Origin of the sequence: Streptomyces sp. NPDC002130 (genome assembly GCF_040296465.1) — a bacterium.
GTDB lineage: Bacteria > Actinomycetota > Actinomycetes > Streptomycetales > Streptomycetaceae > Streptomyces.
In genome coordinates this window covers 1-11,259 of record NZ_JBEOXI010000257.1, presented here as the reverse complement: position 1 = coordinate 11,259, position 11,259 = coordinate 1, and the positions used below count along the sequence as shown (strand labels likewise).

10 protein-coding genes are annotated in these 11,259 nt (G+C 72.3%); 9 read left to right on the top strand and 1 reads right to left on the bottom strand.

Annotation, left to right across the window (positions count from 1 at the left end; genetic code table 11):
* Nucleotides 1–1,341 (top strand): nickel transporter (locus ABT116_RS33875; RefSeq protein WP_351641720.1); only part of this gene is annotated, 1,341 nt, incomplete at its 5' end.
* Nucleotides 1,342–1,455: 114 nt separating this feature from the next.
* Nucleotides 1,456–3,099, top strand: coding sequence for a serine/threonine-protein kinase (locus tag ABT116_RS33870; RefSeq protein WP_351641717.1), 1,644 nt, complete (start codon nt 1,456–1,458; stop codon nt 3,097–3,099).
* 4 nt (nt 3,100–3,103) lie between these two features.
* Here the strand turns inward: ABT116_RS33870 and ABT116_RS33865 are convergent, their stop codons facing one another.
* Complete coding sequence (locus ABT116_RS33865; RefSeq protein ID WP_351641714.1) at nt 3,104–3,910, bottom strand: SGNH/GDSL hydrolase family protein; 807 nt, start codon at nt 3,908–3,910, stop codon at nt 3,104–3,106.
* A gap of 337 nt (nt 3,911–4,247) precedes the next feature.
* Between ABT116_RS33865 and ABT116_RS33860 the strand changes: the two genes are divergently transcribed.
* The 7 genes from ABT116_RS33860 to ABT116_RS33830 all read left to right on the top strand — a co-directional run bounded on the left by ABT116_RS33860 (nt 4,248) and on the right by ABT116_RS33830 (nt 11,082).
* Complete coding sequence (locus ABT116_RS33860; protein ID WP_351641712.1) at nt 4,248–5,453, top strand: S8 family peptidase; 1,206 nt, start codon at nt 4,248–4,250, stop codon at nt 5,451–5,453.
* Nucleotides 5,454–5,947: 494 nt separating this feature from the next.
* Nucleotides 5,948–6,769 carry a glycosyltransferase family 2 protein gene (locus tag ABT116_RS33855; RefSeq protein WP_351641709.1) on the top strand — a complete coding sequence of 274 codons (822 nt, stop codon included), beginning with the start codon at nt 5,948–5,950 and terminating at the stop codon, nt 6,767–6,769.
* Nucleotides 6,766–7,764, top strand: a complete 999-nt coding sequence (locus ABT116_RS33850) for a glycosyltransferase family 2 protein (protein WP_351641706.1) — start codon at nt 6,766–6,768, stop codon at nt 7,762–7,764. Before ABT116_RS33855 ends, ABT116_RS33850 begins: the two co-directional genes overlap by 4 nt.
* Nucleotides 7,757–8,557, top strand: coding sequence for a polysaccharide deacetylase family protein (locus ABT116_RS33845; protein WP_351641703.1), 801 nt, complete (start codon nt 7,757–7,759; stop codon nt 8,555–8,557). Before ABT116_RS33850 ends, ABT116_RS33845 begins: the two co-directional genes overlap by 8 nt.
* A gap of 74 nt (nt 8,558–8,631) precedes the next feature.
* Nucleotides 8,632–9,726, top strand: coding sequence for a DUF5925 domain-containing protein (locus ABT116_RS33840; RefSeq protein WP_351641700.1), 1,095 nt, complete (start codon nt 8,632–8,634; stop codon nt 9,724–9,726).
* A 112-nt stretch (nt 9,727–9,838) separates the two neighbouring features.
* Nucleotides 9,839–10,234 carry a hypothetical protein gene (locus ABT116_RS33835; RefSeq protein ID WP_351641696.1) on the top strand — a complete coding sequence of 132 codons (396 nt, stop codon included), beginning with the start codon at nt 9,839–9,841 and terminating at the stop codon, nt 10,232–10,234.
* Nucleotides 10,235–10,296: 62 nt separating this feature from the next.
* Nucleotides 10,297–11,082, top strand: a complete 786-nt coding sequence (locus ABT116_RS33830; RefSeq protein WP_351641693.1) for a DUF72 domain-containing protein — start codon at nt 10,297–10,299, stop codon at nt 11,080–11,082.
* Nucleotides 11,083–11,259 lie beyond the last annotated feature (177 nt).

Sequence of the window (11,259 nt, the reverse complement as noted above, 5' to 3'; positions counted from 1 at the left end):
GACGGCCGCCGGGTCGCCCTCACCGCCGAGCGCAGCGACGCACGAGTGCGGCCAGGGCAGGCGGGACTCGACACCCTGCGGGTGGAGTGCGAGCTGACCGCGGCCCTCCCGTCGGGCGGGAAGACCGTGTCCCTCGGCTTCCGCGGCGCGGGTACCTCCACCGGCCCGGGCTGGCGGGAGATCACCGCGCGGGGCGACCGTATGACGCTCGCCGCGTCGGACGTGCCGGAGAAGTCGATCTCGGACGAACTCACCGGCTACCCGGAGGAATTGCTGTCCTCCCCGGCCGACACCGCGTCGGCCGCCCTGCGGGTGCGCCCCGGTGGCGCCGCCCTGGCCGAGGCGGAGTCGGACGCGCCCGCGGCCTCCGTGCTTCCGCGCGGCGCCGACCGCTGGACACGTGCCCTGGACGATCTGGTGGCCCGGCAGGACCTCACCGCCGGCTTCGCCGCGCTGGCCCTCCTCATCGCCGTCGTGCTCGGTGCGATGCACGCGCTCGCCCCGGGCCACGGCAAGACCATCATGGCCGCGACGGCGGCGGCCCGGGGCGGTCAGGCCCGGATGAAGGACGTCCTGCCCATGGCCGCCTCGGTGACCGTCACGCACACCCTCGGCGTGGTCGCCCTGGGCCTGCTGGTCACGGCCGGTTCGGCGGCGGCGCCCTCGGTGATCGCCTGGCTCGGTGTCGCCAGCGGCCTGCTGGTGACCCTGGCGGGCGCGAGCCTGGTCCGCCGCGCCCTGCGCAACCGCGCGCACACCCACCACCCGCACGGCCATCATCACGGCCACGGAAGCCACACCCACGGCCACGACGGCGGCCCCACCCACGAACACGACCATCACGGCAAGCACGACCACGGCCACGGCCACGACCACGACGACCCGCACGACCACGACCACAAGCACGACCACCCGCCCGATCACGCCCACCCGCACTCCCACCCCCACACGATCGAGCACAGTCACGGCGGCTTCACCCACTCCCACCCCGTCGCCCCCACCGTTCGCGGCACGATCCTCATGGGCTTCGCGGGCGGCCTCGTGCCCAGCCCGTCCGCCGTCGTGGTGCTGGTCGGTGCCGCCGCGCTCGGGCAGGCCTGGTTCGGTCTGCTGCTCGTCGTCGCGTACGGCGTCGGGCTGGCCCTCACCCTCACGGCCGCCGGGTACGCGGTCGTCAAGGCGGGCAGCGGCATGACCCGGCTCCTGGACCGGCGCCCGCGCTGGTCGGCGGGCCCGATGGCGGCCCTGGTGCGCCGGACCGCCCCGCTCGGTTCCGCCTTCGCCGTACTGGTTCTCGGTGCCGGACTGGTGTTCAAGGGGGCGGCATCCGCACTCGGCTGAGTTACGTTCGTGAGGCATCGGATGTCCGGAGAAAAGCGGACGTCGTGAGGAAATCCGACCGCGTGGGGAAGACACACCCCATGGAGATTTCGCCCGGCTGCGAATGGGGGCGCCGTGTTCGAAGAACCGGGCCGTGAGCGTGTGATCGCCGGCCGCTACCGGCTCCTCGCACCGCTCGGCGAGGGCGGCATGGGGACGGTGTGGCGCGCCCGCGACGAGGTGCTGCACCGTGAGGTCGCCGTCAAGGAGGTCCGCGCCCCGTCCGGCCTTGCGGGCGACGACGTACAGCGGATGTACGCGCGGCTGGAGCGGGAGGCGTGGGCGGCGGCCCGGGTCGCCAACCGCAACGTGGTGACGGTCTACGACGTGGCGACGGACGACGGCCGCCCGTGGATCGTCATGGAACTGGTCCGCGGCCTCTCCCTCGCCGAGGTCCTGGACGCCGAGGGCCCGATGGCGCCACAGCGTGCCGCGCACATCGGCGCCGAGGTGCTGGCCGCGCTGCGGTCCGCGCACGAGGCCGGGGTGCTGCACCGCGACGTGAAGCCGGCCAATGTGCTGATCTCGAACGACGGCCGGATCGTGCTCACCGACTTCGGGATCGCCATGGTCGAGGGCAGCTCCGCGCTGACCATGACCGGCGAGGTCATCGGCTCGCCCGAGTTCCTCGCCCCGGAGCGGGCGCTCGGCCGTACGCCGGGTCCGGAGTCCGACCTGTGGTCGCTCGGGGTGCTGCTCTACGCGGCGGTCGAGGGCCACTCCCCCTTCCGCCACGACACCCCGCTGAGCACCCTGCGGGCGATCGTCGACGAGGAGTTGCCGCCGCCGTACCGGGCCGGTCCGCTCGCCCCGGTGATCGAGGGGCTGCTGCGCAAGGATCCCGAGCAGCGGCTGCCGCCCGAGCGGGCCGAGGAGGATCTGCGGGTCGTCGCCGCGGGCGGCTCGCCGCGCGCGGACACCACACGGGCGGTTCCGTTCCCGCCGACGGTCGTGGGCCACCCCGAGCCCGCGCCCACGCCCCCGATGCCCTATCCCGGGCAGTCGGCGGCGTCCGGTGCGGGCGCCACCACGACGGCCACGGGCCAGGACCGGGACGGCCGGGCCGGCCGGGTGCTGGTCGCGGGCGTGATCGCGCTGGCGCTCGCGGTGGGCGGGCTGACGTACGCGCTGCTCAACAACGGGGACGGTTCCGGCGGCAACGACCAGGGGGCCGGGGACAGTACGCCCACCGCGACCAAGAGCCCGCCGCGCAACACCGGGACGGAGAAGTCCAGTCCGTCGCCGACGCCGAGCGAGACGAAGGAGAGCAGTCCGCCGCCGCAGTCGGTGCGGGTCGCCCTGGAGGGCCGCCGCACGGACTACTCGGGCCCGTGTCCGCCGCCGAACGCCCAGGCGCCCGAGTTCACGGCGACGCTCACGGTGGGGCGGCTCCCGGCCGAGGTCAGCTACCGCTGGGTGACGCAGGACGGCCAGGTGCTCGACGGGGGCTGGAAGACGCTGTCGTTCACGGAGAGCGGCGACCGTTCGAAGCGGGACACGGTGCGGGTGACGACGCGGGAGGAGACCGGGACGTTCGAGAACGAGATCAGCGTCGAGGTGCGGGAGCCGGTACGGGAGACGTCCGAGTCGGTGCCGTTCTCGGTGACGTGTGAGACGGAGACCCCGACGGGCGGGGCCTCCCCTTCTCCCTCCGGCACGGATCCGGACGCGAACTCCGACTCGGGATCCGACTCCGGCTCGGGCTCGGACGACGGCTGAGCGGTCAGTCGTTGCTGTTGAGCACGGGCAGGTAACCGCCCGACTGGCCGGGGGCCTTCGGGTGGTACGACTCGCCGATGTTGAGCCAGCTGACGCTGTGCAGCCAGGAGTCGCCGGAGCAGATCTCGTGGCCGGTGAAGGCGGCGCGGACGTCACCGAAGGCGAAGCCGTGGTCCGCGGCGCGCTTGGCGACGGCGGTGTTGAGGTGGTCGGAGGCGTCGTTGATGGCCTTGCGCTTGGTCTCGGACAGGCCGAGACAGGTGGCGCCGAGCTTGTAGAAGCGGGGGTAGCCGAGGACGACGACCCGGGCGGCGGGTGCCTTGGAGCGGATCGCCGAGTACACGCTGTCGAGCTTGCCGGGCAGCGTGGAGTCGACGTACGCCCGGGCGGTGTCGATGCGGGAGACGCAGGCGCTGTCGGACTGGGTCACACAGGTCGTCATGACGTCGGCGAAGCCGGCGTCGTTGCCCCCGACGCTGATCGAGACGAGGGCGGTGGAGGCGCTGAGCGGAGTGAGCTGACCCGCCAGAACATCACCCGTTCGGGCGCCCGAGCAAGCGGTGAAGTCGAAGCTCGAGGGTGAGTGGGCGGCGGCCCAGAGGTAGGGGTAGGCCTTGGTGCTGCGCTTGCAGTCGCCGCTGGAGCTGATGTAGCTGCCGGCTCCGACTCCGGAGGAGTAGGAGTCACCGAGGGCCACATAGCCGCCTGCTGCTGCGAGTGAGGACGCCTGCGCCGTCGCTGCCCCGGTGAGGGCGGTGCCGACGGCGAGGAGGAGCGAGCTCACGAGGACGACAAGTCGGGAACGTCTCATGGAACCTCCCTTTAGCAGGATCTCTGCCATAACCGTCGTAGCAGCGACGCGCGTTGACAGGAAGTGTCCATGCCAAGTCTTTTCGGCCTCTCCCCGGATGCTCGGCGCATTCACCACGGCTCGTGTTGCGCACCGGACCTCTCTTGTTACGTGCCCATGACAGGTTTGTTGACTGATACTCAACTCTCTTGTTCTACGCCGGTAGTTGGTCGAGGCTTTACTCCGGCCGGGAGCGGAACGCGACGCTCCCCGGCCCGTGTGCGCGAACACGCGCACACCCCCCACATGACGCGCGTCCCACCCAGGCGCGCGCCGCCCAGAGGAGGACTCCCTCGTAATGGCACAACTGCGTAGCAAGAGACTCGGGTTCGCCGCACTCACCTCGCTGGCGACCGCCGCCCTCGTGGGCGGGCTCACCACCCTTCCCGCACAGGCCGCACCCGCCGAGGGCCGGGTGCTCGCCGCGGGCTCCCCGACCGCGATCAAGGACAGCTACCTCGTCACGCTCAAGAAGAGCGCGGGCCTGAAGGCCTCCTCGGCCGCGGGCAAGGGCCTGGTGAAGGAGTACGGCGGCTCGGTCGACAAGACGTTCGGCAAGGCGCTGAACGGCTGGTCCGCCACCCTCTCCGCCACCGAGGCGCGGCGGCTCGCCGCCGACCCGGCGGTGGCCTCCGTCGAGCAGAACCAGCGCGTCACGCTCGCCGCCACCCAGACCAACGCCCCGTGGGGCCTGGACCGCGTCGACCAGGCCTCGCTGCCGCTGTCCGGCACCTACACCTACCCGGACAGCGCGGGCAGCGGTGTGACGGTCTATGTGATCGACACCGGTGTGCGCATCACCCACCAGCAGATCAGCGGCCGTGCCTCGCACGGCTACGACGCCGTCGACGGCGACAACGACGCCTCCGACGGCAACGGCCACGGCACCCATGTGGCCACCACGATCGCGGGCTCGACCTACGGCGTGGCCAAGAAGGCGAAGATCGTGGGTGTGCGCGTGCTGAACAACAGCGGCTCCGGCACCACGGCCGGCGTGATCGCGGGCATCGACTGGGTGACGAGGAACCACTCCGGCCCCTCGGTCGCCAACATGTCGCTGGGCGGGGGCGCCTCCGCGACCCTGGACACGGCGGTCCGCAACTCCATAGCCAGCGGCGTCACCTACGCCGTCGCCGCGGGCAACAGCAGCACCACCGCCTCCTCGTCCTCCCCGGCCCGGGTCGCCGAGGCGATCACGGTCGGAGCCACCACCAGCACGGACGCCAAGGCGAGCTACTCCAACTACGGCTCCGCCCTGGACATCTTCGCGCCCGGCTCGTCGATCACGGCCGGCTGGCACACCGGCGACACCGCGACCAACACCATCTCCGGCACCTCGATGGCGACCCCGCACGTCGCGGGCGCGGCGGCGGTCTACCTGGCGGGTCACACCTCCTCCACCCCGGCCCAGGTCGCCACGGCCCTGGTGAACGGCGCCGTCACCGGCAAGGTCACCGGCGCGGGATCCGGTTCGCCGAACCGCCTGCTGCAGATCGTCCCGTGACCGACGTCCGCACCGGCACCTGAACACACGTTCCCCGGAGGCCCTGATCGCCTCCGGGGAACGCATGTTTATGGGACGGGAACGTGCAACTTGCGTCGCACGAGCGGTCCCTCGCAACGACCAAACCAACAAAAACGTGAGGGGCCGTTCCAGGTCTTGCCATACGGGTTCAATCGTCAATACCGTCATACATCTCACCCGCATCGGTCCGTAGTACGCGGCTCTAGGGGAGGGCTCAAGGACCGCGACGAACCGGCGCGGGGCGCGGTAGGGGGGTGCCGTGCTCGGTGACCGCAATGGTCTCCGGGCCGTGCCGCGCGGTCGGCTGCCGTTTTTGCGGCCGACCAGCTTTGCCAGCTCACCCGGCGTGCCGGAGCTCCATCCCGGCCTGCCTCGCCATCTCGGCGTGCCTCGGGTGAGAACCCCCCTTTCGAACCGGACTGGATCCGGACTGCCCTGGGGGGGCGGTCCACCGGACGAGAGGGACCAGACTCATGAGCTCAGTTCTGCAGCCGGCCGCGACGCAGCAGCGTCCGCCGACCGCCTCCAAATACCGACCCGTCTCCTCTCACCTGGCCATCGCGCCGCCGGTGAGCGTGGTCATCCCGGCCATGAACGAGGCGGAGAACCTTCCGTACGTCTTCAAGACCCTGCCCGACTGGATACACGAAGTGGTTCTGGTCGACGGCAACTCCACCGACAACACCGTCGAGGTGGCCCGCGAGCTGTGGCCCGAGGTGAAGGTCGTCGAGCAGCGCGGCAAGGGCAAGGGCGACGCCCTGATCACGGGGTTCCAGGCCTGCACCGGCGACATCATCGTGATGGTCGACGCGGACGGCTCGGCGGACGGCGGGGAGATCCTCTCCTACGTCTCCGCCCTGGTCTCCGGCGCGGACTTCGCCAAGGGCTCCCGCTTCGCCAACGGCGGCGGCACCGACGACATGACCTTCATCCGCAAGATGGGCAACTGGGCGCTGTGCACGGCCGTCAACCGCAAGTTCGGCGCCCGCTACACCGACCTGTGCTACGGCTACAACGCGTTCTGGCGGCACTGCCTCGACAAGATCGACCTCGACTGCACCGGCTTCGAGGTCGAGACCCTGATGAACATCCGGGTCGTCAAGGCCGGCCTCAAGGTGCAGGAGATCCCGAGCCACGAGTACCTGCGCATCCACGGCGTGAGCAATCTGCGGGCCGTGCGGGACGGGCTGCGCGTGCTGAAGGTGATCCTGCGGGAGCGCTCCAACCGCCGTGCGCTGCGCCGCCGTTCGCCCCGGTCGTCGATGCCGGCCGCGATGCGGGGAGAGGTGTCTTGAGCGGTCCCGGCATCTCCGTCGTGATCTGCGCGTACACCGAGGACCGCTGGGAGGACATCCTCGCGGCGGTCTCCTCGGTCCGCGCGCAGTCGCGGCCGGCCCTGGAGACGCTGCTGGTCGTCGATCACAACGAGACGCTCAGGGAGCGGCTCGCCAAGGAGTACAACGAGACCGCCGACGGTGCGGTGGTGCGGGTGCTCGCCAACGCGGGCCCCCGCGGCCTGTCCGCCGGCCGCAACACCGGCATCGCCGCGGCCCGGGGCGAGATCGTGGCCTTCCTCGACGACGACGCCGTCGCCGAGCGCGACTGGCTGCGGCACTTCGCCGAGGCGTACACCGACCCGAAGGTGATGGCGGTCGGCGGGCGCACGGAGCCGGTCTGGGCGTCCGGGCGTCGGCCCGACTGGTTCCCGGCGGAGTTCGACTGGGTGGTGGGCTGCTCCTACCGGGGGCTGCCGCGCGGCCGGGTGCGGGTGCGCAACGTGCTCGGCGGCAACGCCTCGTTCCGGCGCAGCGCCTTCGACGCGGCGGGCGGCTTCGCCACCGGCATCGGCAGGGACGGCGACAAACGCCCGCTGGGCTGCGAGGAGACGGAACTGTGCATCCGTCTGTCCCGGGCCCGGCCCGACGCGGTCCTGCTGATCGACGACCGGGCGGTGATCCACCACCGGGTGCCCGAGGTCCGCGAGCACTTCCGCTACTTCCGCAGCCGCGCCTGGGCCGAGGGCCTGTCCAAGGCCCTGGTGGCGCGGAGCGTCGGGGCCGGGAAGGGCCTGGAGTCGGAGCGCCGGTACGCCACGCGGGTCCTGCCCGCCGGGGTGGCCCGGGGCCTGCGGGACGCCCTGCTGGCCCGGTCGGGCGGTGCGGGACGGGCCGGCGCGATCGTGGCCGGGGTGCTGACGGCGGCGGGCGGTTACGTCGTCGGCAGCGTCCGGGCACGCCGGGGCGGGACCACGTTCCGGGTGCCCGAGGTGGAGGTGACGGCCCGTGAGTGACGCCCGCGTCCCGATCCTCATGTACCACGCGGTCGCGACCGACCCGAACGAGGAGACGCGCGCCCTGTCCGTGACCCCGGAGGCGTTCGCCGAGCAGATGGCGGTGCTCGCCGACCGGGGGCTCAGTCCGCTCACCACGGCCGGACTGGCGGCGTGCTGGCGTTCCGGCCGCGCGCTGCCCGAGCGGCCGGTCCTCATCACCTTCGACGACGGTTACGAGGGCGTGCACCGGCACGCCCTCCCCGCCCTGGCCAAGCACGGCTTCCCGGCCAGCCTGTTCGTCTCGACCGGGTGGCTCAGGGGGCCGTACGACACCGGCGGCGGCCTGGACACCATGCTGGACTGGGACCAGGTCCGCGACCTCGCGGCGGCCGGTGTCGAGATCGGCGGGCACAGCCACAGCCACCCGCAGCTCGACCAGGTCTCCGACGCCACCCTGCGGTTCGAGCTGATCCACTGCAAGGAGATCGTCTCGGACCAACTGGGCTCCGTGCCCGCCTCGTTCGCCTACCCCTACGGCTATTCCAGCCGCCGGGTCCGGCAGGCGGTGCGCGAGACGGGCTGGGCCCAGGCCCTCGCCGTCGGCAACGGCCTCGCGCGGCGCGCGCAGGGGCCGTACGCGCTGCGGCGGGTGACGGTGCGCCGCAGCACGGGCATCGAGGAGTTCGAGCGGATGGTCGAAGGGCGCGCGATCGCCCGTACGTTCGCCGCGGACCGTGCCCTGACCAAGGGGTACGCCGTGGTCCGCAGGGTCCGGCAGGCGCGCCGGCTGGTCTCCCGCGCCGGGGGCTGACCTGCCAAGGACGACATGCCGTGTGCACGCGGAAACCGGGTGCACACGGCGTCCCCGTGCCGGATCATGGCGGCATGTCTGGAAACCCGCACGAGGCGCTGCCGATCCGGCTCAACGTCGACGACTCCGACTCCCCGTCCGACGTCATCGACGCGCTGTTCCTCGGCCGCTTCGCGACGGGCGAGCAGCCGTACTCCCACGCGGTGAACATCGACCGCGTGCGGTCCGGGGCGACGCTGATGCCGCCGGGCGCCCGGGTGCTGCGCGCCGCCCGGGACGACGACCGCAGCGCGACCCTCGCCGAGGGCGACGGCTGGACGCTGCTGGTCTCCCGCTGGAACCGGGGCGCCGACGTCACCGTGACGGCGACCGGCGAGGAGCTCGCGAAGAAGATCCTCGACCAGGCCACGGACGGCGCGGCGGACGAACCCGAACCGCAGCCGGAGAACGTCACGATGGGCTTCTGGTACGTCTCCCCGCGCCGTGGCCCGCACCGCACCACCCGCCAGATCGCCGCGGGCACCTGGGACGAGGTCCGGCCCAACTACACCGCGCCGGTGGCGGACGCGATGGACCGGCTGATGAAGACGACCCCGGAGGACATCGCGGGCCGTCTTCTGCTGCTGCACGGCCCGCCGGGCACCGGCAAGACGTCGGCGCTGCGGACGCTGGCCCGGTCGTGGCGCGACTGGTGCCAGGTGGACTGCGTGCTGGACCCCGAGCGGCTCTTCTCCGACGTCGGCTACCTCATGGACATCGCCATCGGCGAGGAGGACGCGACGGGCAAGGGCCGCTGGCGGCTGCTGCTCCTGGAGGACTGCGACGAGCTGATCCGCGGCGAGGCCAAGCACACGGCGGGCCAGGCCCTGTCGAGGCTGCTGAACCTCACGGACGGCCTGCTCGGCCAGGGCCGCAACGTCCTGGTCGGGGTCACGACCAACGAGGACCTGGAGCGCCTGCACCCGGCCGTGGTCCGCCCCGGCCGCTGCCTCGCCCGGATCGAGGTCGGCCCGCTGACCCGGTCGGAGGCGGCGAACTGGCTGGGCCAGGAGGACGGCATCGGCCGCGAGGGCGCGACCCTGGCGGAGCTGTACGCGCTGCGCCGGGGCACGTCCCCGACCGCACTGCCGGAGCCGCGCGGGGGCGTCGACGCGGGGCTGTACCTGTAGCGGGCCCACCCGCCGGTTCCGGTCACAACCGCCTCTCACCTGCCTGTTACCCAGGCGTGCCACAGTGTGCGGCGGAGCGACGCCAAGCTCCGCATGGACCAGGGAGGCTCTGATGGCGCACCCGGCGCCCACCGTGTTCAGCGAACCCGCCCACCGCGTCGCGCGATGGGTCCTGCCCGTCGTGCTCGGTGTCGTCTACGGCAACTGGGTCGCGGTGAACCGGCGTCACGGCGGTCCGATCACGGGGCCGGACGTGGCGTCGGGGGTGTGGAGCGCGCTCGCCTTCATGGCCCTCTGCATCGCCGTGGTCCAGGCGACCCGGCGCCTCCGGCGCGACCTGCACGCCCTGCACGCCCTGCTCCGGGCCGCGTTCGCCGGCGCCGCACTGGGCTTCCTCTACAGCCAGACCGGCGACGACGTCCGCCCCGTGGTCATCACGTCGGTGCTGGTCACGGCAGCCGTCTTCCTGCTGCTGTTCTACCGCTTCCACACGCGCACCGACAGCTAGCGCGGCCTGGAGGACCAGGCCGCCCTGCCGCCCTCGAAGACACCTGGTGCTTTGATAGGGGTATGACCCTGTTCGTCGGCACGTCCGGGTGGCAGTACAAGGACTGGCGGGACGTGCTGTACCCGTCCGGGCTGCCGATGCGGCTCTGGCTGGAGGAGTACACGGGGCATTTCGCCACCGTCGAGATCAACAACGCCTTCTACCGGCTGCCGGCCCGGGAGACGTTCGAGGACTGGCGGCGACGGGTGCCCGGGGACTTCGTCGTCGCGGTCAAGGCGAGCCGCTATCTGACCCACATCAAGCGGCTCAAGGAGCCCGAGGAGCCGGTGCACCGCCTGATGAGTCACGCGGCGGGCCTCGGCGACCGCCTCGGCCCGGTCCTGCTCCAGCTCCCGCCCACGCTGCGCGCCGACCCGGGCCTGCTGGACGCCTGCCTGGCCTGCTTCCCGGCCTCGACCCGGGTCGCGGTCGAGCCGCGTCACGACTCCTGGTGGACACCGCAGGTCCGCCGCGTCCTGGAGTCCCGGCGCGCCGCCCTGTGCTGGGCCGACATCCTGGCCCGCCCGGCGACACCGCTGTGGCGCACGGCCGACTGGGGCTACGTCCGCTTCCACCAGGGCCGCGCCAAGCCCTGGCCGCGCTACGGCCGGCGCTCGCTGGCCACCTGGCTCGACCGCATCGCCACGACCTGGACCGACGGCGAGGACGTGTACGCGTACTTCAACAACGACCCGGGCGGCGCGGCGGTGGAGGACGCGATGGCGTTCGCACGAGCGGGAAGGTCGGCGGGGCTGGACATCACACGGACCCCGGAGCGACTGACACAGCCGTCGGGTCAGCACAGCTAGGGCCTCGCGGGACACGCGCGTGCCGACGGACTCACACAGTCCTCGGCGAGCGCCCCGAACCGGCCCGTCGTGCGGTCAGGCCCTAGGGCCTGTCGTTTGGATCAGCCCGCAGACGCGGGGCCTGGCACGCGCATCTGCGGCGTTGTCGTCGGTCACCGACGCTCCGCGTCGACTCCC

Bases quoted from the DNA above. Each gene is read 5' to 3' on its own strand.
- ABT116_RS33865 (WP_351641714.1), bottom strand. From the start codon at position 3,910: ATGAGACGTTCCCGACTTGTCGTCCTCGTGAGCTCGCTCCTCCTCGCC.
- ABT116_RS33830 (WP_351641693.1), top strand. From the start codon at position 10,297: ATGACCCTGTTCGTCGGCACGTCCGGGTGGCAGTACAAGGACTGGCGG.
- ABT116_RS33835 (WP_351641696.1), top strand. From the start codon at position 9,839: ATGGCGCACCCGGCGCCCACCGTGTTCAGCGAACCCGCCCACCGCGTC.
- ABT116_RS33840 (WP_351641700.1), top strand. From the start codon at position 8,632: ATGTCTGGAAACCCGCACGAGGCGCTGCCGATCCGGCTCAACGTCGAC.
- ABT116_RS33855 (WP_351641709.1), top strand. From the start codon at position 5,948: ATGAGCTCAGTTCTGCAGCCGGCCGCGACGCAGCAGCGTCCGCCGACC.
- ABT116_RS33860 (WP_351641712.1), top strand. From the start codon at position 4,248: ATGGCACAACTGCGTAGCAAGAGACTCGGGTTCGCCGCACTCACCTCG.